20 protein-coding genes are annotated in these 17,151 nt (G+C 63.9%); 10 read left to right on the top strand and 10 right to left on the bottom strand.

Annotated elements, in window-relative coordinates; translation table 11 throughout:
• Nucleotides 1–7: 7 nt before the first annotated feature.
• Genes metW through ACIQUS_RS01855 form a run of 5 tightly spaced genes read left to right on the top strand, consistent with a single transcriptional unit; the run spans nucleotide 8 to nucleotide 3,224 of the window.
• The gene (gene metW, locus ACIQUS_RS01875; RefSeq protein ID WP_403042142.1) at nucleotides 8–628 is read left to right on the top strand and encodes a methionine biosynthesis protein MetW; all 621 of its coding nucleotides are present in this window, start codon (nucleotides 8–10) and stop codon (nucleotides 626–628) included.
• A gap of 24 nt (nucleotides 629–652) precedes the next feature.
• Nucleotides 653–1,087, top strand: coding sequence for a DUF4426 domain-containing protein (locus ACIQUS_RS01870; protein WP_403042140.1), 435 nt, complete (start codon nucleotides 653–655; stop codon nucleotides 1,085–1,087).
• Entirely contained in the window at nucleotides 1,084–1,680 is a 597-nt protein-coding gene (gene rdgB / locus ACIQUS_RS01865) for an RdgB/HAM1 family non-canonical purine NTP pyrophosphatase (RefSeq protein ID WP_403042138.1), read from the top strand. The genes ACIQUS_RS01870 and rdgB overlap by 4 nt, the downstream gene beginning before the upstream one ends.
• Nucleotides 1,677–2,891, top strand: coding sequence for a radical SAM family heme chaperone HemW (gene hemW, locus ACIQUS_RS01860; protein WP_403042136.1), 1,215 nt, complete (start codon nucleotides 1,677–1,679; stop codon nucleotides 2,889–2,891). The genes rdgB and hemW overlap by 4 nt, the downstream gene beginning before the upstream one ends.
• Before the next feature lie 9 nt (nucleotides 2,892–2,900).
• A complete protein-coding gene (locus ACIQUS_RS01855) occupies nucleotides 2,901–3,224 on the top strand; it encodes a DUF3392 domain-containing protein (protein WP_285863107.1) in 324 nt (107 codons plus the stop codon).
• Nucleotides 3,225–3,292: 68 nt separating this feature from the next.
• Here ACIQUS_RS01855 and trmB read toward each other — a convergent pair whose 3' ends face one another.
• The 4 genes from trmB to ACIQUS_RS01835 all read right to left on the bottom strand — a co-directional run bounded on the left by trmB (nucleotide 3,293) and on the right by ACIQUS_RS01835 (nucleotide 5,541).
• A complete protein-coding gene (trmB, locus tag ACIQUS_RS01850) occupies nucleotides 3,293–4,015 on the bottom strand; it encodes a tRNA (guanosine(46)-N7)-methyltransferase TrmB (protein ID WP_285863108.1) in 723 nt (240 codons plus the stop codon).
• A gap of 9 nt (nucleotides 4,016–4,024) precedes the next feature.
• The gene (locus ACIQUS_RS01845; RefSeq protein WP_403042133.1) at nucleotides 4,025–4,819 is read right to left on the bottom strand and encodes a thiazole synthase; all 795 of its coding nucleotides are present in this window, start codon (nucleotides 4,817–4,819) and stop codon (nucleotides 4,025–4,027) included.
• 48 nt (nucleotides 4,820–4,867) lie between these two features.
• Nucleotides 4,868–5,068, bottom strand: coding sequence for a sulfur carrier protein ThiS (thiS, locus tag ACIQUS_RS01840; RefSeq protein WP_403042131.1), 201 nt, complete (start codon nucleotides 5,066–5,068; stop codon nucleotides 4,868–4,870).
• A 101-nt stretch (nucleotides 5,069–5,169) separates the two neighbouring features.
• The gene (locus tag ACIQUS_RS01835; RefSeq protein ID WP_403042128.1) at nucleotides 5,170–5,541 is read right to left on the bottom strand and encodes a DUF423 domain-containing protein; all 372 of its coding nucleotides are present in this window, start codon (nucleotides 5,539–5,541) and stop codon (nucleotides 5,170–5,172) included.
• Nucleotides 5,542–5,606: 65 nt separating this feature from the next.
• Here ACIQUS_RS01835 and mtgA point away from each other — a divergent pair, with 65 nt between their 5' ends.
• Nucleotides 5,607–6,329, top strand: coding sequence for a monofunctional biosynthetic peptidoglycan transglycosylase (gene mtgA / locus ACIQUS_RS01830; RefSeq protein ID WP_403042125.1), 723 nt, complete (start codon nucleotides 5,607–5,609; stop codon nucleotides 6,327–6,329).
• A gap of 44 nt (nucleotides 6,330–6,373) precedes the next feature.
• Here mtgA and rpoH read toward each other — a convergent pair whose 3' ends face one another.
• From rpoH to ftsY, 4 genes are all read right to left on the bottom strand, one after another.
• Nucleotides 6,374–7,228, bottom strand: a complete 855-nt coding sequence (gene rpoH / locus ACIQUS_RS01825; protein ID WP_400173707.1) for an RNA polymerase sigma factor RpoH — start codon at nucleotides 7,226–7,228, stop codon at nucleotides 6,374–6,376.
• 113 nt (nucleotides 7,229–7,341) lie between these two features.
• Nucleotides 7,342–8,370 carry a permease-like cell division protein FtsX gene (gene ftsX / locus ACIQUS_RS01820; RefSeq protein WP_403042123.1) on the bottom strand — a complete coding sequence of 343 codons (1,029 nt, stop codon included), beginning with the start codon at nucleotides 8,368–8,370 and terminating at the stop codon, nucleotides 7,342–7,344.
• On the bottom strand, nucleotides 8,367–9,038 hold the full coding sequence (gene ftsE, locus ACIQUS_RS01815; RefSeq protein WP_038615591.1) for a cell division ATP-binding protein FtsE: 672 nt from the start codon (nucleotides 9,036–9,038) through the stop codon (nucleotides 8,367–8,369). The genes ftsX and ftsE overlap by 4 nt, the downstream gene beginning before the upstream one ends.
• Nucleotides 9,035–10,690: a signal recognition particle-docking protein FtsY gene (gene ftsY, locus ACIQUS_RS01810; RefSeq protein WP_403042117.1), complete on the bottom strand. Its 1,656-nt coding sequence runs from the start codon at nucleotides 10,688–10,690 to the stop codon at nucleotides 9,035–9,037. Before ftsY ends, ftsE begins: the two co-directional genes overlap by 4 nt.
• 230 nt (nucleotides 10,691–10,920) lie before the next feature.
• On the opposite strand from ftsY, the gene ACIQUS_RS01805 reads away from it, so the two are divergent.
• The 4 genes from ACIQUS_RS01805 (at nucleotide 10,921) to ACIQUS_RS01790 (ending at nucleotide 15,429) form a co-directional block, all read left to right on the top strand.
• Complete coding sequence (locus ACIQUS_RS01805) at nucleotides 10,921–12,276, top strand: M16 family metallopeptidase (protein WP_403042113.1); 1,356 nt, start codon at nucleotides 10,921–10,923, stop codon at nucleotides 12,274–12,276.
• Nucleotides 12,269–13,768 carry a M16 family metallopeptidase gene (locus tag ACIQUS_RS01800; protein ID WP_403042110.1) on the top strand — a complete coding sequence of 500 codons (1,500 nt, stop codon included), beginning with the start codon at nucleotides 12,269–12,271 and terminating at the stop codon, nucleotides 13,766–13,768. Before ACIQUS_RS01805 ends, ACIQUS_RS01800 begins: the two co-directional genes overlap by 8 nt.
• A complete protein-coding gene (gene rsmD, locus ACIQUS_RS01795) occupies nucleotides 13,768–14,361 on the top strand; it encodes a 16S rRNA (guanine(966)-N(2))-methyltransferase RsmD (RefSeq protein ID WP_403042108.1) in 594 nt (197 codons plus the stop codon). Before ACIQUS_RS01800 ends, rsmD begins: the two co-directional genes overlap by 1 nt.
• Nucleotides 14,362–14,442: 81 nt before the next feature.
• The gene (locus ACIQUS_RS01790; protein ID WP_403043024.1) at nucleotides 14,443–15,429 is read left to right on the top strand and encodes a hydrolase; all 987 of its coding nucleotides are present in this window, start codon (nucleotides 14,443–14,445) and stop codon (nucleotides 15,427–15,429) included.
• A gap of 29 nt (nucleotides 15,430–15,458) precedes the next feature.
• Here the strand turns inward: ACIQUS_RS01790 and ACIQUS_RS01785 are convergent, their stop codons facing one another.
• Complete coding sequence (locus ACIQUS_RS01785; RefSeq protein WP_403042105.1) at nucleotides 15,459–16,313, bottom strand: sulfurtransferase; 855 nt, start codon at nucleotides 16,311–16,313, stop codon at nucleotides 15,459–15,461.
• Nucleotides 16,314–16,352: 39 nt separating this feature from the next.
• Entirely contained in the window at nucleotides 16,353–17,018 is a 666-nt protein-coding gene (locus ACIQUS_RS01780; protein WP_403042102.1) for a TetR/AcrR family transcriptional regulator, read from the bottom strand.
• Between the last annotated feature and the right edge of the window lie 133 nt (nucleotides 17,019–17,151).

The raw sequence follows: 17,151 nt of genomic DNA, 5'->3' as shown, positions 1-17,151 counted from the left end.
GGAACCCATGAGAGCCGACCTGGAAATCATCCAAGACTGGATCCCCGCCGGTAGCCGGGTACTCGACCTCGGTTGCGGTAACGGCGAGCTGCTGGCTTCGCTGCGTGACCACAAGCAGGTCACCGGCTACGGCCTGGAGATCGACCCGGACAACATCGCCGAATGCGTGGCACGGGGCGTGAACGTCATCGAACAGGACCTGGACAAGGGCCTAGGCAACTTCGCCAGCAACAGCTTCGACGTGGTGGTCATGACCCAGGCCCTGCAAGCCGTGGAGTACCCCGACCGGATCCTCGACGAAATGCTGCGCGTGGGCCGCCAGTGCATCATCACCTTCCCCAACTTCGGCCACTGGCGCTGCCGCTGGTACCTCGCGACCAAGGGTCGCATGCCGGTTTCCGACTTCATGCCGTATACCTGGTACAACACGCCGAACATCCACTTCTGCACCTTCGAAGACTTCGAGGCGCTGTGCGGCGAACGCCGGGCCCAGGTCCTCGACCGCCTGGCGGTCGACCACTTGCACCGCCACGGGTGGGCGAGCAGGCTATGGCCTAATCTTCTAGGGGAGATCGGCATTTATCGTGTCAACAGCCCCGGCCTTCTGGAACACAAGGTCGCTGTTTAACCCACTCGCTGGAGGAGATCGATCATGCGCCGCTTGTTCAGTTTCTTACTGGTCGCCTGCCTGAGCGCAACAGCACTCGCTGCCGACCCCATCAAGGGCGAACGCAAGGAAGTCTTCGGTGATGTGACCGTGCACTACAGCACGTTCATTTCCACCTTCCTGCAACCGGATATCGCCAAGTCCGCCGAGCTGGTCCGCAGCAAGAACCAGGGCGTAATCAACATCTCGGTGATGAACGCCGGCAAGCCGTCCACCGCCCAGGTCAGCGGCACCGTCAAAGACCTGACCAGCCAGTCGGTGCCACTGAAGTTCAAGCAGATCACCGAACAGGGGGCGATCTACTACATCGCCCAGTACCCGGTCGAGCAGGCCGAAACCCGTACGTTCACCATCAACGTTGAAGCCGCTGGCAAGTCCAACAGTTTCAGTTTCAACCAAGAGCTTTTCCCAGGCGAATGATGAATTTTCAGCAAATCGTATTGGCCAGCCACAACGCCGGCAAACTCAAGGAACTCCAGGCCATGCTCGGCGGCACCGTGCAGTTGCGCTCGGTTGGTGAGTTCAGCAGTGTAGAGCCGGAAGAAACCGGCCTGTCGTTCGTCGAGAACGCCATCCTCAAGGCGCGCAATGCCGCCCGCCTCTCCGGCTTGCCGGCGCTGGCCGATGATTCGGGCCTGGCGGTGGACTTCCTCGGCGGCGCGCCGGGCATCTACTCGGCGCGCTATGCCGATGGCCAGGGCGATGCGGCCAACAATGCCAAGCTGCTCGATGTCCTCAAGGATGTTCCCGAGGACCAGCGCGGCGCCCAGTTCGTCTGCGTCCTGGCCCTGGTGCGCCACGCCGACGATCCACTGCCGATCCTCTGCGAAGGCCTCTGGCACGGCCGCATCCTGCACCAGGCCAGCGGTGAGCACGGCTTTGGCTACGACCCACTGTTCTGGGTGCCGGAGCGCGGTTGCTCCAGCGCCGAGCTGACGCCTGCCGACAAGAACCAGATCAGCCACCGTGCCCGTGCCATGAGCCTGTTGCGTCAACGTCTGGGCCTGGCATGACCGATCATTCGCCGGCACAGCCACTGCACCTGGGCGAGGCTGGCTTTACTTCCCAGGCACCCCGGGCGGCCTTGCCACAGCTGCCGCCCCTGGCGCTGTACATCCATATCCCGTGGTGCGTGCGCAAATGCCCGTACTGCGACTTCAACTCCCATGCCGCCACGCCGGAACTGCCGGAAGAGGCCTATGTCGACGCCTTGCTGGCCGACCTCGACCAGGAACTGGGCGCCGTGTATGGCCGCCCGATCAGCTCGATCTTCTTCGGCGGTGGTACGCCCAGCCTGTTCAGCGCCCCTGCCCTGGGCCGCCTGCTGGCAGGTGTGGAACAACGCATCCCGTTCGCCAGCGATATCGAGATCACCCTGGAAGCCAACCCCGGGACCTTCGAGCAGGAGAAGTTCAAGGCCTACCGGCAACTGGGTATCAATCGCCTGTCGATCGGCATCCAGAGCTTCCAGCAGGCCAAACTCGAAGCCCTGGGGCGCATCCACAACGGTGACGAGGCGATTCGCGCCGCCGACATGGCGCGCCAGGCCGGTTTCGACAACTTCAACCTGGACCTGATGCACGGCCTGCCCGACCAGTCCCTGGACGACGCCCTGGACGACTTGCGCCAGGCCATCGCCCTGGCACCGACGCACCTGTCCTGGTACCAACTGACCCTGGAACCGAACACCGTGTTCTGGAACCAGCCGCCGGTGCTGCCGGAGGACGATATCCTCTGGGACATCCAGGAAGCCGGCCAGGCCCTGTTGGCCAGCCACGGCTACAGTCAGTACGAAGTCTCGGCCTATGCCCAGCCCGGCCGCGCCGCCCGGCACAACCTCAACTACTGGAGCTTTGGCGACTTCATCGGCATCGGTGCCGGCGCCCACGGCAAGCTCAGCCATCCGGACGGGCGCATCCTGCGCACCTGGAAGACCCGCCTGCCCAAGGACTACCTGAACCCGGCCAAACCCTTCAAGGCCGGCGAGAAGCTGTTGCCGGTGGACGAGTTGCCGTTCGAGTTCTTGATGAACGCCCTGCGCCTGACCCAGGGCGTGGACGCCGAACTGTTCAGCCAACGCACCGGCCTACCGCTCGAGCACCTCACCGCCGCCCGCCGTGAAGCCGAACAAAAGGGCCTTTTGCAGGTCGAACCGACGCGGCTGGTCGCTACCCCGCGCGGCCAGTTGTTCCTCAACGACCTGTTGCAGTATTTCTTGACCTAAGGATTGCGAATGGACCTGGTACTCGACCTGCTCTCGACCGTTTCCCGCTGGAGTCGTGGCAACCTGTCGGAGATCTCGCTGGCACTTGTAGGCTGTTTGCTGGTGCTCTTTGGCACCGACATCAAAGGCTGGGTGGAACAGCGCCTGGGCGGCCTGGCAGGCGCCTTGCGCGTGCCGTTCATGGCCCTGCTGGTGATGATCGGCAGTGGTGCGGCGCTGATCTATGCCACGCCCTGGGTGGTGAAAGGCCTGGCGCAGTTCAACAACTATGCGTTGGCGCCGGTGCTGCTGATTGTGCTGGTGCTGATTGGCGTGGTCGCGGACCGTCGCTAAAAGCATCGCGGGGCAAGCCCGCTCCTACACTAATCGCCTGTAGGAGCGGGCTTGCCCCGCGATTGGGATTACGCCAGTTTTTCGAACTTCAGATCCCACACCCCATGCCCAAGTCGCTCGCCACGGCGTTCGAACTTGGTGATCGGGCGCTCGGCCGGACGCTCCACGCATTTGCCATCAGCGGCCAGGTTGCGATAACCCGGCGCCACATTCATCACTTCCAGCATGTGCTCGGCATAGGGCTCCCAGTCGGTGGCCATGTGGAACACACCGCCGACCTTGAGCTTGCGACGCACCAGTTCCGCGAACTCAGGCTGGACGATACGGCGCTTGTGGTGACGGCTCTTGTGCCATGGATCGGGGAAGAACAGCATCAGGCGGTCGAGGCTGTTGTCGGCCACGCACTTGTTCAGCACTTCGATTGCATCGCAGTCGTACACCCGCAGGTTCTTCAGGCCCTGGGTCAGCACGCCATTGAGCAGCGCACCGACACCCGGACGGTGCACTTCGACACCGATGAAGTCCTGTTCCGGCGCGGCAGCGGCCATTTCCAGCAGGGAATGGCCCATGCCGAAGCCGATCTCCAGGGTGCGCGGCGCCGAACGGCCGAACACCTGGTCGTAGTCCACGGTGCTCTCGGCCAGCGGCAGGATGAACAGCGGTCCACCCTGCTCCAGGCCACGTTGCTGGCCTTCGGTCATGCGCCCGGCGCGCATCACGAAACTCTTGATGCGGCGGTGTTGGCGCTCTTCGCCTTCGGTGGAGATCGGCGTTTCTTGCGATTCAGTCATCAGGGGCTCTTACTTGATCAGACCAGTCAGCGGCGACGAGGCGCTGGCATAGAGTTTTTTCGGCATGCGCCCGGCCAGGTAGGCCAGGCGGCCAGCGACGATTGCGTGTTTCATGGCTTCGGCCATCATGATCGGCTGCTGGGCATCAGCGATCGCCGAGTTCATCAGCACCGCCTCGCAACCCAGTTCCATGGCGATGGTGGCGTCCGAAGCGGTACCGACTCCGGCATCGACCAGCACAGGCACTTTCGATTCTTCGAGGATGATCTGCAGGTTGTACGGGTTGCAGATCCCAAGACCGGTGCCGATCAGGCCGGCCAGCGGCATGACCGCGATGCAACCGGCTTCGGCCAGTTGACGGGCGATGATCGGATCGTCGCTGGTGTAGACCATCACGTCGAAACCGTCCTTGACCAGCACTTCGGCGGCCTTGAGGGTTTCGATCACGTTGGGGAACAGAGTCTTCTGGTCAGCCAGGACTTCCAGCTTGACCAGGTTGTGACCATCGAGCAGCTCACGGGCCAGGCGGCAGGTGCGCACGGCTTCGACGGCGTCATAGCAGCCGGCGGTGTTCGGCAGGATGGTGTAGCGATCCGGCGGCAGCACATCGAGCAGGTTCGGTTCGCCCGGGTTCTGGCCGATGTTGGTACGGCGCACGGCGACGGTGACGATCTCGGCACCCGAAGCCTCGATGGCCAGGCGGGTTTCTTCCATGTCACGGTACTTGCCGGTGCCGACCAGCAGGCGCGACTGGAAGGTACGGCCGGCCAGGGTGAAGGGCTTGTCACTGCGAAGGTTGCTCATCGGAAATCCTCTGAAAGGTTGAGGGACTTGCAAGGTGATCCTGTGGCTCTAGCCGCCGCCGATGGCATGCACGACTTCGACCTGGTCGCCCTCACGCAGCACCGTGTCTGCATGCTGGCTACGTGGCACGATATCCAGGTTGAGCTCTACCGCGACACGACGCCCGACAAGGTCCAGGCGGGTCAGCAGGGCCTCGACGCTTTCGCCGCCGGGCAACTCGAAGGGTTCACCGTTCAATTGAATGCGCATGCGCACGGCCACCATTGTTTTTAGGGGCCCGCATTCTAGCCCCGATCAGGCGCTGCAACCAAGGCCAAGCGACACCATTCGTCTCGATTCGGACCGCCGAGTCAACCCAGGCGCCAGGCAGCAAGGCCCAGGCACAGCCAGCCACCGAGAAATGCCAGGCCACCGATCGGGGTGATGATGCCCAGCTTGCCGAGGCCGCTGAGGGTCAACAGGTACAGGCTGCCAGAAAACAGCACGATGCCCAGTGCAAACAGACCGCCGGCCCATCCGACCAGGCGCCCGGGCAGCTGGCTGGCCAGTACTGCAACGCCCAGCAGGGCCAGGGTATGGACCAGCTGGTAGGTTACGCCGGTCTGGAAGATCGCCAGGTACTCGCTGCTCAAGCGACCCTTGAGGCCATGGGCGGCAAAGGCGCCCAGAGCAACACCGGTAAAGCCGAAGAAGGCGGCGAGCATCAGGAAGCTGCGAAGCATGGGGACAACTCCTTGTAGGGGGCCTGTATAATGGCCCGCTCATTCGGTTCGGCCAAGCCATCTCTATGCTGTCATCCCTGATCCGCCGCCTCACCCGCGCCCTGCTCTGGTTTGCCGTCGGCAGCGTATTGCTGGTCCTGCTGTTTCGCTGGGTGCCGCCACCCGGCACGGCGCTGATGGTCGAACGCAAGGTCGAATCCTGGTTCAACGGCGAGCCCATCGACCTGCAACGCGACTGGGAACCCTGGGAGCGCATTTCCGATGAGCTCAAGGTGGCGGTGATTGCCGGTGAAGACCAGAAGTTCGCCAATCACTGGGGCTTCGACTTCAATGCCATCCAGGCCGCCCTGGCCCACAACGAGCGCGGCGGCAGGCTGCGCGGCGCCAGCACCCTGAGCCAGCAAGTGGCCAAGAACCAGTTCCTCTGGTCCGGACGCAGCTGGTTGCGCAAGGGGCTGGAAGCCTGGTTTACCGCTTTGATCGAAGTGTTCTGGTCCAAGGAGCGAATTCTTGAGGTCTACCTCAACAGCGCCGAATGGGGCGAAGGGGTGTTCGGTGCCCAGGCGGCGGCGCGGCATCACTTTGGTGTCGATGCCAGCCAGCTGTCGCGCCAGCAGGCCAGCCTGCTTGCAGCAGTGCTGCCCAGCCCGCTGAACTGGAGCGCCAGCCGGCCCAGCAGTTATGTAGCGCGACGCGCCGGCTGGATTCGCCAGCAAATGCGTCAGTTGGGTGGTAGTGATTACCTGGTCCAGCTGGACGGCACGCGCAGTGCGCCCTGGAGCCAATAAATGAAAAAGCCCCGACGAGTCGGGGCTTTTCGATGCTGCTGGTTTCAGATCGCAATCAGGGCCTTGACCTTGTTCATCGCGTTCTTTTCCAACTGGCGGATCCGCTCGGCGGACACGCTGTACTTCTCGGCCAGGTCATGCAGCGTTGCTTTCTCCTCGGCCAGCCAGCGCTGGTAGAGGATGTCACGGCTTCGGTCGTCCAGACCCTGCAAGGCTTCATGCAGGTTGCTGGTGGAGTTGTCGCTCCAGTCGGCATCCTCCAGTTGACGCGCCGGGTCGTAGCGGTGGTCTTCCAAGTAGTTGGCCGGCGACTGGAAGGCGCTGTCGTCGTCGGCTTCGGACGCCGGGTCGAAGGCCATGTCCTGACCGGTCAGGCGACTTTCCATCTCACGCACTTCACGCGGCTCGACACCCAGGCTCTCGGCGACACGATGCACTTCATCGTTGTTCAGCCAGGCCAGCCGCTTCTTCTGGCTGCGCAGGTTGAAGAACAACTTGCGCTGGGCCTTGGTGGTCGCGACCTTGACGATGCGCCAGTTGCGCAGGATGAACTCGTGGATCTCGGCCTTGATCCAGTGCACGGCAAAGGACACCAGGCGCACGCCCATTTCCGGGTTGAAACGCTTGACCGCTTTCATCAGGCCGACATTGCCTTCCTGGATCAGGTCGGCCTGGGCCAGCCCGTAGCCGGAATAGCTGCGGGCGATATGTACGACGAACCGCAGGTGGGCAAGCACCATCTGCCGAGCTGCCTCAAGGTTCTGCTCATAGTAGAGACTCTCGGCCAGTTCACGCTCCTGCTCCGGCGTCAGCAAGGGAATGCTGTTGACCGTGTGCACGTAGGCTTCCAGGTTGGCACCGGGAACCAGGGCATAGGCAGGTTGCAACGAAGTGGTCATACGAAAAAACCTCCGACTCACTAAACTCGTGCCCGTGGGCACTGCCAACATTGACCGGAAACCGAGAAACAAGTTCCCTAAAAATGAAAAGAGTCAATACCGGCAAAAAGACACTATCGCGGTGCAAGCTCGCTCAAATGGCGGGCGACCGCAATCCAAGCACCGATATACCCTAACAGTACCGCCCCAAGCAAGAGTGACAGACCATCGGCAGCCGGCACGCCGGCCAGGGCAAAATCACTGCCATACAAGCCGGAAAGCCCGATTACCGCGTCGTTCAGCCAATCAAGGCCGAACGCTAGCACCCCCCAGGCCAGGAACCCGGCCCCCAGGCCGTACAAGGCGCCCATATAGAGGAAAGGTCGGCGAACGTAGCTGTCTGTGCCGCCAACGAGCTTGATCACCTCGATCTCGGTACGGCGGTTTTCGATGTGCAGGCGAATTGTGTTACCAATTACCAAAAGCAGCGCCGAAACCAGCAGGACGGTCAGACCGAAGACGAAGCGATCACCCAGCTTGAGGATCGCCGCCAGACGCTCGACCCACACCAGGTCCAGCTGTGCCACGTCCACCTTGGGCAGCTCCGAGAGGCGCTGGCGCAAGGCTTCAAGGGCCGGTTTGTCGACTTCCGCCGGCGTCACCACGACCACGCCGGGCAGCGGGTTCTCCGGCAACTCACGCAGCGCATCGCCCAGCCCGGACTGCTGCTGGAACTCCTCCAGCGCCTTCTCGCGACTGACGTACTCGGCCTCGGCCACGCCCGGCAAACCCTTGATCTGCTCGCGCAGGGCTTCGCCGTCTCGGCTGTTGGCATCGAGCTTGAGGTATAGGGAAATTTGCGCCGCGCGCTGCCAGGAACCGCCCAGGCGCTCGACGTTGCTCAGCAGCAGCGACAGCCCCATGGGCAGGCTCAGGGCCACAGCCATCACCAGGCAGGTGAAAAAACTGCCGATCGGTTGCTTGCCCAGGCGCCGCAGGCTGTCGAGCAGGCTCGAACGGTGACTTTCCAGCCAGGCGTGCAACAGGGTACGGAAATCCGGGCCATCGTCGTCATGGCCACCGCGCTTGTTCTTTTCCGGTTGAGGATCGGCAGCCTTGGGCGCGACCCGTTCGGAAACCTTGGGACTACGTGTCGCACTCATTGCCCGGCCTCCCCGTCGCCGATCAAGCGGCCGCGCTGCAGGGTCAGCATGCGATGGCGCATGCGCGCGATCAGCGCCAGGTCGTGGCTGGCGATCAGCACGCTGGTGCCCAGGCGGTTGATGTCTTCGAAAACACCCATGATCTCCGCAGCCAGGCGCGGGTCAAGGTTACCGGTAGGTTCGTCCGCCAGCAGCAAGGCCGGGCGGTGAACGATGGCGCGGGCGATGCCCACGCGCTGTTGCTGGCCGGTGGACAGATCGCCGGGAAACAGCTCGGCCTTGTCCGAAAGGGCCACGCGCTCGAGCGCCGAGTCGACCCGCTTGGCCACTTCGGCCTTGGACAGGCCGAGGATCTGCAGCGGCAGGGCGACGTTGTTGAACACGGTGCGGTCGAACAGCAACTGGTGGTTCTGGAACACCACGCCGATCTGCCGGCGCAGGAACGGGATCTGCGCGTTGCTGATCTGCCCCAGGTCCTGCCCGGCCAGCAGCAGTTTGCCGCTGGTGGGGCGTTCCATGGCCAGCAGCAGGCGCAGCAAGGTGCTCTTGCCGGCGCCGGAGTGGCCGGTGACGAACAGGAATTCACCCCGACGCACCCGAAAACTCAACTCATGCAGGCCTACGTGACCATTGGGATAGCGCTTGGCGACCTGTTCGAATCGAATCATGGATGCTCCCGCTCGGCAAACAGTGCTTTCACGAAGGGTTCGGCTTCGAACGTGCGCAGATCATCGATGCCTTCACCCACGCCAATATAGCGGATCGGCAAACCGAACTGCTTGGCCAGGGCGAAGATCACCCCGCCCTTGGCAGTGCCGTCGAGCTTGGTCAGGGCCAATCCCGTCAGTTCGACGCTCTGGTTGAAGTGCTTGGCCTGGTTGATGGCGTTCTGCCCGGTGCCGGCGTCCAGCACCAGCAGCACCTCGTGCGGTGCATCGGCGTCGAGCTTGCCGATCACCCGGCGCACCTTCTTCAGCTCTTCCATCAGGTTGTCTTTGGTGTGCAGGCGACCGGCGGTGTCGGCGATCAGCACATCGATGCCGCGGGCCTTGGCGGCTTGTACGGCGTCGAAGATCACCGACGCCGAGTCGGCACCGGTGTGCTGGGCGATGACCGGGATCTGGTTGCGCTCGCCCCAGACCTGCAACTGCTCGACCGCCGCGGCGCGGAAAGTGTCACCGGCGGCCAGCATGACTTTCTTGCCTTCAAGCTGCATTTTCTTCGCCAGCTTGCCGATGGTGGTGGTCTTGCCGGCGCCGTTGACGCCAACCACCAGGATCACGAACGGCTTGCCCTGGGACTGGATGCGCAGCGGCTGTTCGACCGGCTTGAGCAGGTCGGCCAGTTCGCCTTGCAGGGATTTGTACAGCGCGTCGCTATCGGCCAACTGCTTGCGCGCGACCTTCTGGGTCAGGCTCTGGACGATCACCGAGGTGGCCTCGACGCCGACGTCGGCGGTCAGCAGGCGGGTTTCGATCTCGTCGAGCAGGTCGTCGTCGATGGCCTTCTTGCCCAGGAACAGGCTGGCCATGCCTTCGCCGATGCTGGCACTGGTCTTGGACAGGCCCTGTTTGAGACGGGCGAAGAAACCGACCTTGCTGTCTTCGACAGGGGCCGGGGCTGGAGCCTCGACAGGCGCGACTGTGGCTACTGGAGCTACTGGAGCTACTGGAGCTACTGGAGCTACTGGAGCTACTGGAGCTACTGGAGCTACTGGAGCTACTGGAGCTACTGGAGCTACTGGAGCAGGTTCGGGGGTGACGACCGGAGCCACAACCGGTTCAGGCTGGGTGGCAATCGGCGCAGGCGCTACCGGAGGCTGGACGACAGGCACCACCACCGGCTCAGGCTGGGCGACAACCGACACAGGTACGACCGGAGGCTGGACGACGGGTGCCACCACCGGCTCAGGCTGCGCGACAACCGGTGCAGGAACGACCGGAGGCTGGGTAACAGGCGCCGGGCGCTCGGGAATCGGCGGCGGGCTATGCGGTTCGAGATCTGCGACCAGGGCGACCGGTTCTTCAGGCACGGGCAGAACCAGGCCGACGGACGGCACCGGCGGCGGTTCGACCGGGGCGACCGGCGGCGCAACATGAACAGGTGCTGGCGCGGCGGCAAGTACGGACGCGCCATCCACCGGAGCAACGGTGGCCGGGGCTTCGCCGGCGGGCGCAGCCGGCTGCTGCGGCTCGATCGGTGCAGGGGCTTGCGGCTGCTCGGCTACCGGTTGCTGGGGCTTTTTGCGCAGCCAGCTGAACAGGCCTTTCTTTTCACCAGCCGCGGCCGGCGTCTTTTTGTCGTCGTTGGAACCAAACATGGAAGACGGCTATCTCAGGGTAGCGATGCGCCACTGCGGCGCCTCGAAAATTCTTTTAACGCAGAACAGACTACTTTTAATCCGGCTCGTTCATGCGCAGCATTTTGTCATGAAGCCTGCGGGTCAGATCCACCACAGGCATGGTCGTCAGGCAACCGGATCAGTATCCTAGCACCTCCTAGCCCGCTGACGCTAAGACCACGCGGGCAGTCCTACAGGTTAAACAACGTATGAATGCTCTAGCCCGCCGCGCCGCTGGCCTGTTGCTCAGCACAGTTTGTCTGCCGTTCGCCGCCTTTGCCGCCGATCAGCAACCCACCCACGAGTTCATTCTCGACAACGGCCTCAAAGTCGTGGTGCGCGAGGACCACCGGGCGCCGGTGGTGGTCTCGCAGATCTGGTACAAGGTGGGCTCCACCTACGAGTCCCCAGGCCAGACCGGCCTGTCCCATGCCCTGGAGCACATGATGTTCAAGGGCAGCGAGAAGCTCGGCCCCGGCGAAGCCTCGCGCATCCTGCGTGACCTGGGGGCCGAAGAGAACGCCTTCACCAGCGACGACTACACCGCCTATTACCAGGTCCTGGCCCGCGACCGCCTGCCGGTCGCCCTGGAGCTCGAAGCCGACCGCATGGCCAGCCTGCGCCTGCCGGCCGACGAATTCAGCCGCGAGATCGAAGTGATCAAGGAAGAGCGCCGCCTGCGCACCGACGATCAGCCCAACGCCAAGGCCTTCGAACTGTTCAGCGCCATGGCCTTCCCGGCCAGCAGTTACCGCACCCCGACCATCGGCTGGATGGCCGACCTCAATCGCATGAAGGTCGAGGAGCTGCGCCATTGGTACGAATCCTGGTACGCGCCCAACAACGCCACCCTGGTGGTGGTCGGCGACGTCACCCCCGACGAGGTCAAGGGCCTGGCCCAGCGCTTCTTCGGCGCCATTCCCAAGCGCGCGATCCCACCGGCCAAGCTGCCGATGGAGCTGGCCACCCCGGGCCTGCGGGAAACCACCCTGCATGTTCGCACCCAGTTGCCGAGCCTGATCTACGGTTTCAACACCCCGGGCCTGGCCACCGCCAAGGACCCGCGCACCGTGCATGCCCTGCGCCTGATCGCGGCCCTGCTCGATGGCGGCTACAGCGCTCGCCTGCCGAGCCGCCTGGAGCGTGGCCAGGAGCTGGTCTCCGCAGCCTCGTCCAACTACAACCCGTTCACCCGCGGCGACAGCCTGTTCGTCATCTCGGCCACGCCGAACCAGCAAAAGCACAAGACCCTGGCCGAAGTCGAAAGCGGCATCTGGAAGCTGCTCGACGAACTCAAGACCACCCCGCCATCGGCTGAAGAGCTCGAGCGGGTGCGAGCCCAGGTGATCGCCGGGCTGGTCTATGACCGCGACTCCATCAGCAGCCAGGCCACCGCCATCGGCATGCTGGAGACCGTCGGCCTGTCGTGGAAGCTGATCGACAGCGAGCTGGACGAACTCAAAAGCGTCATCCCGGCGGATATCCAGAAGGCCGCGCGCACCTATTTCACCCGTGAACGCCTGAGCGTTGCCCACGTACTGCCCGAGGAGACCGCTCATGAGTGAACGCAACGCACCCCGCTACACCCTGATCGGCCTCGGTATCCTGGCGCTGGTCGCCGGGCTGGCATTCGTCCTGCCCAAACCCGCCCAGTCGGACGACGCCGCCAAACCGGCCGCCAGCGCTGCCGCCAGACCGGCCAACACCCTGCAGTCGCTGGCCGAGCTGGACGGCAAGGCTCCGAGCCGCCGGCAACTGAACATCCAGACCTGGAACACCGCCGAAGGCGCCCGGGTGCTGTTCGTCGAAGCCCGCGAACTGCCGATGTTCGACCTGCGCCTGACCTTTGCCGCCGGCAGCAGCCAGGACGGTGACGCGCCGGGCCTGGCGACCCTGACCAACGCCATGCTCAACGAAGGTGTGGCCGGCAAGGACGTCACCGCTATCGCCGAGGGCTTCGAAGGCCTCGGCGCCGACTTCGGCAACGGCGCCTACCGCGACATGGCCGTGGCTACCCTGCGTAGCCTGAGCGCGGCCGACAAGCGCGAGCCGGCACTCAAGCTGTTCGCCGAAGTGGTTGGCAAGCCGACCTTCCCGAAGGACGCCCTGGAGCGCATCAAGAACCAGATGCTGGCCGGTTTCGAGTACCAGAAGCAGAACCCGGGCAAGCTGGCCAGCATTGCCCTGTTCGAACAGTTGTACGGCAAGCACCCCTATGCCCACCCGAGCGATGGCAATGCCAAGAGCATTCCGCCGATCAGCCTGGAACAGCTGCACGCCTTCCATGCCAAGGCCTACGCCGCAGGTAACGCGGTCATCGCCCTGGTCGGCGACCTGAGCCGCAGCGAGGCCGAGGCCATTGCCGCCCAGGTCTCGGCAGCGCTGCCCAAGGGCCCGGCACTGGCCAAGGTGGCCCAGCCCGAGGCACCCAAGCCCGGCACCACGCACATCGACTTCCCGTCCAAGCAGACCCACCTGATGCTGGCGCAACTGGGCATCGACCGTAACGACCCAGACTACGCGGCCCTGGCGCTGGGCAACGTGATTCTCGGCGGTGGCTCCTTCGGCACCCGTCTGATGAGCGAAGTGCGTGAAAAACGTGGCCTGACCTACGGCGTGTACTCGATGTTCAGCCCAATGCAGGTGCGTGGCCCGTTCATGATCAACCTGCAGACCCGTGCCGAACTCAGCGAAGGCACCCTCAAGCTGGTCCAGGACATTCTCGCCGACTACCTCAAGACCGGCCCGAGCCAGCAGGAGCTGGATGATGCCAAGCGTGAGCTGGCCGGCAGCTTCCCGCTGTCCAACGCCAGCAATGCCAGCATCGTCGGCCAGCTGGGCGCCATCGGCTTCTACAATCTGCCGCTGACCTGGCTGGAAGACTACATGCAGCAATCCCAGGCCTTGACCATCGAACAGGTCAAGACCGCCATGAACAAGCACCTGGCCGCGGACAAGATGGTGATCGTCACCGCCGGCCCAACAGTGGCCCAGCAACCGCTGCCACCGCCCACCGACAAACCCGCCGAGCAACCGCTTGGCGTACCGGAGCATTAATGGCCAGTCCCTCTGCAAAATCGGCCCGGCCCCATAACGGCCAGGGCCAGCTGCGCATCATCGCCGGCGAGTGGCGCAGCCGCCGCCTGAGCTTCCCTGACGCCCCCGGCCTGCGCCCGACGCCGGACCGGGTGCGCGAAACCCTGTTCAATTGGCTGGCCCCGCACATCGAAGGCGCCAAGGTGCTCGATGCCTATACCGGCAGCGGCGCGCTGTACCTGGAGGCGCTCTCCCGTGGCGCCGCCGAGGCCGTGGCCCTGGACAGCAACCCTGCGGCCATCGCCAGCCTGCGGCAAAACCTGGAAACCCTGCGCTGCCCTCGCGGCCAGGTGATCCACAGTGATGCCCAGCGCTACCTGCAGGGCGAGCCGAAGCTGGCCTTCGACCTGGTGTTCCTCGATCCGCCGTTCCACCAGGACCTGCTGCCCACCACCTGCAACCTGCTCGAAGAGCGGCAGTGGCTGACCGCCAATGCCTGGATCTACACCGAGAGCGAAACCCCGCCCTCGACCCTGCAGCTGCCGGGCAACTGGCGCCTGCACCGGGAAAAGAAGGCCGGCCAGGTGTATTACGCGCTCTGGCAACGCGGCTGAAGCCCAGCACAAACGCGCAACGGGCATTACACTTGAAGACAACCGTTGCGCACTTTTCAAGAGATACCTCCGATGTCCCGTTTGCCGCCCAGCCCCTTCAAACCCGCCCTGGGGCTGGGCAATCCGCACCTGCAAACGCTATGGGGACCGCTGTGGCGCAAGTTGACCCACCTGGATCGCCAGCGTGAACGCCTGTGGCTGGCCGATGGCGACTTCCTCGACCTGGACTGGCATGGCCCTCACGAAGCCGCTACCCCGCTGGTGCTGGTGCTCCATGGCCTGACCGGGTCGTCCAGCTCCCCCTATGTCCTGGGCTTGCAGCAAGCGCTGGCAAACCGCGGCTGGGCCAGCGTGGCGCTGAACTGGCGCGGCTGCTCGGGCGAGCCGAACCTGCTGCCGCGCAGCTACCACTCCGGCGCCAGCGAAGACCTGGCCGAAGCCATCGCTCACCTGCGCGCCAGCCGCCCGCAGGCACCGCTGTATGCCGTGGGTTACTCATTGGGGGGCAACGTGCTGCTCAAGCACCTGGGGGAAGTCGGTTCGGCAAGCCAGTTGCAGGCTGCAGTGGCGGTATCGGTGCCCTTTCGCCTGGACCAGTGCGCCGACCGCATCGGCCTGGGCTTCTCGCGGGTCTACCAGGCGCACTTCATGCGCGCCATGCTGACCTACGTGAAGGACAAGCAGCGGCATTTCCAGCACCACGGCCACCATGAGGGGCTGGCGGCGCTGGAACGACTCGGGCCGCTGGAGAACTTGCGCACCTTCTGGGACTTCGACGGCCGGGTGACCGCGCCGCTCAATGGCTTTGCCGATGCCAAGGATTACTACCGACGGGCATCGAGCCGCTACTTTCTCGGCGAGAACCGCACACCGACGCTGATCATCCACGCCAGCGACGACCCCTTCGTGTTCAGCCACAGCCTGCCGGTGGCCAGCGAACTGGCCGTGGGCACCACCTTTGAACTGCATGCCCGCGGTGGCCATGTCGGCTTTGTCGATGGCAGCCTGCACAACCCTGGTTATTACCTGGAGCGGCGTATCCCGCAGTGGTTGGCAGGCTCCCTGTAACAACCGCCCGGCACCGCCGCTCCCACACGTTAGTCGCCGGTGGCCACCTGGCGCTGCGGGTTGGTGATCCACTCGCTCCACGAACCCGCATACAGCGTGCCCAGTGGATAGCCTGCCAGTGACAGGGCGAAGAGGTTATGGCAGGCCGTCACGCCGGAACCACAGTAAGCAACCAGCTGTTCAGGCGCGCGCTTGCCCAGTTGCTGTGCGAACCGCTGCTTGAGTTGGTCGGCAGGCAGAAACCGGCCATCAGCCCCCAGGTTGTCGGTAAACGCCGCGCACTGCGCCCCCGGGATATGCCCGGCCACCGGGTCGATGGGTTCCACTTCACCGCGAAAACGCGGCAAGCCGCGCGCATCGATCAGGGTCAGGTCCGGCTCGCCCAGACGCTTGGCCAGTTGTTCGGCGTCGATCACCAGGCCCATGTCCGGCTCACCCTTGAAGCTGCCTTCGCGTTTGGGTGGCGAGTCCAGGCTCAGAGGCAGTCCTGCCGCGTGCCAGGCTTTCAAGCCGCCATCGAGAATGAAGACGCCACTGCGCTTGCCCAGCCAGGCCAGCAGCCACCAGGCTCGAGCGGCAAAAGCGCCGGTGCCATCGTCGTACAACACCACCTCGCTGTCATTGTCGATGCCCCAGGTCCGCAGCTTTTCCACCAGCCGCTGTGCATCCGGCAGCGGATGGCGCCCGGTCACACCCTTGACGATCGGACCGCTGAGGTCACGCTCCAGGTCGGCAAAGTGCGCACCGGCGATATGCCCTCCGGCATAGCTGCGCTGGCCATAATCCAAATCTTCCAGGGCAAAACGACAATCGAGAATCACCAGCGCCGGCGTCTCCAGACGCTCGAACAGCTGCTGGGCGGTGATCAGTTGCGCGACGGGCATGACAGTCTCCTGAACGGTTGAACGGGTCGGGCCTGGGCGTTATTGCTCCAGTGCCTGGTTAAGCGAAACGTAGAATTCCTGGCACAGCGCATCCACCGCCGGGCGGGCCTTGGCAGTGACAAAGCCGAGCTCCAGCACCAGCACCTGGTAGATGCCCCGTTTGATCGCATCCTCACTCAGGTGCGCCGAGTTTTCCCGGGTAGTGCACAAAAAACGCACCCAGGAGGTCAGCACGATCCAGGCATTGAGGGTCAGCGACTCGATCTGCACAGCATCCATCTGCACGATGCCCGCTTCGACGAATCCTCTGTAGATAGCCTGGCCCTGGATCAGGCAGCGCTGGGAAAAGCGCCGGTAGCGGGCGGCCAGTTCCTTGTCGCTGTCGAGCAGGTGTTCGAGATCGCGGTGCAGGAAGCGGTAGTTCCACATCGCCGCCAGCAACGCCTTGAGGTAGAAGCGCTTGTCTTCAACGGTCGACAGCCGCCCCTGGGGCGGGCGCAGGAAGCTTTCCACCAGCTCTTCGTACTGGGTGAAGAGCACGGCGATGATTTCCTGCTTGTTGGCGAAGTGGTAGTAGAGATTGCCCGGGGAAATCTCCATGTGGGCGGCGATGTGGTTGGTACTGACACTGCGCTCGCCCTGTTGATTGAACAGTTCCAGGCTGTTCTGCACGATGCGCTCGCGGGTCTTGATACGCGGGGCCATGATCGGTTCCGGATGTCGAGCTTGAATGAATAGGTCCATCTTACGGTTATCGGAAACCGGATGTACCTGCCCGTCATCAAAAAAGAGTCGCACAAGGACAATATTAGAGTATAAGCTCTAGAAAACCTGCCGT

Source organism: Pseudomonas sp. NPDC090755 (assembly GCF_044769005.1).
Lineage (GTDB): Bacteria > Pseudomonadota > Gammaproteobacteria > Pseudomonadales > Pseudomonadaceae > Aquipseudomonas.
This window is presented reverse-complemented; position numbering and strand designations above follow the sequence as displayed.

What these genes read in the sequence shown, in the direction of transcription:
- metW (WP_403042142.1), top strand. Translation starts at nt 8, where the DNA reads ATGAGAGCCGACCTGGAAATCATCCAAGACTGGATCCCCGCCGGTAGC.
- ACIQUS_RS01845 (WP_403042133.1), bottom strand. Translation starts at nt 4,819, where the DNA reads ATGAGCAACCTTCGCAGTGACAAGCCCTTCACCCTGGCCGGCCGTACC.
- ACIQUS_RS01805 (WP_403042113.1), top strand. Translation starts at nt 10,921, where the DNA reads ATGAATGCTCTAGCCCGCCGCGCCGCTGGCCTGTTGCTCAGCACAGTT.
- ACIQUS_RS01855 (WP_285863107.1), top strand. Translation starts at nt 2,901, where the DNA reads ATGGACCTGGTACTCGACCTGCTCTCGACCGTTTCCCGCTGGAGTCGT.
- ACIQUS_RS01835 (WP_403042128.1), bottom strand. Translation starts at nt 5,541, where the DNA reads ATGCTTCGCAGCTTCCTGATGCTCGCCGCCTTCTTCGGCTTTACCGGT.
- ftsE (WP_038615591.1), bottom strand. Translation starts at nt 9,038, where the DNA reads ATGATTCGATTCGAACAGGTCGCCAAGCGCTATCCCAATGGTCACGTA.
- rdgB (WP_403042138.1), top strand. Translation starts at nt 1,084, where the DNA reads ATGATGAATTTTCAGCAAATCGTATTGGCCAGCCACAACGCCGGCAAA.
- mtgA (WP_403042125.1), top strand. Translation starts at nt 5,607, where the DNA reads ATGCTGTCATCCCTGATCCGCCGCCTCACCCGCGCCCTGCTCTGGTTT.
- ftsX (WP_403042123.1), bottom strand. Translation starts at nt 8,370, where the DNA reads ATGAGTGCGACACGTAGTCCCAAGGTTTCCGAACGGGTCGCGCCCAAG.
- ACIQUS_RS01780 (WP_403042102.1), bottom strand. Translation starts at nt 17,018, where the DNA reads ATGGCCCCGCGTATCAAGACCCGCGAGCGCATCGTGCAGAACAGCCTG.
- hemW (WP_403042136.1), top strand. Translation starts at nt 1,677, where the DNA reads ATGACCGATCATTCGCCGGCACAGCCACTGCACCTGGGCGAGGCTGGC.
- ACIQUS_RS01870 (WP_403042140.1), top strand. Translation starts at nt 653, where the DNA reads ATGCGCCGCTTGTTCAGTTTCTTACTGGTCGCCTGCCTGAGCGCAACA.
- thiS (WP_403042131.1), bottom strand. Translation starts at nt 5,068, where the DNA reads ATGCGCATTCAATTGAACGGTGAACCCTTCGAGTTGCCCGGCGGCGAA.
- rsmD (WP_403042108.1), top strand. Translation starts at nt 13,768, where the DNA reads ATGGCCAGTCCCTCTGCAAAATCGGCCCGGCCCCATAACGGCCAGGGC.
- ftsY (WP_403042117.1), bottom strand. Translation starts at nt 10,690, where the DNA reads ATGTTTGGTTCCAACGACGACAAAAAGACGCCGGCCGCGGCTGGTGAA.
- trmB (WP_285863108.1), bottom strand. Translation starts at nt 4,015, where the DNA reads ATGACTGAATCGCAAGAAACGCCGATCTCCACCGAAGGCGAAGAGCGC.
- ACIQUS_RS01800 (WP_403042110.1), top strand. Translation starts at nt 12,269, where the DNA reads ATGAGTGAACGCAACGCACCCCGCTACACCCTGATCGGCCTCGGTATC.
- rpoH (WP_400173707.1), bottom strand. Translation starts at nt 7,228, where the DNA reads ATGACCACTTCGTTGCAACCTGCCTATGCCCTGGTTCCCGGTGCCAAC.
- ACIQUS_RS01785 (WP_403042105.1), bottom strand. Translation starts at nt 16,313, where the DNA reads ATGCCCGTCGCGCAACTGATCACCGCCCAGCAGCTGTTCGAGCGTCTG.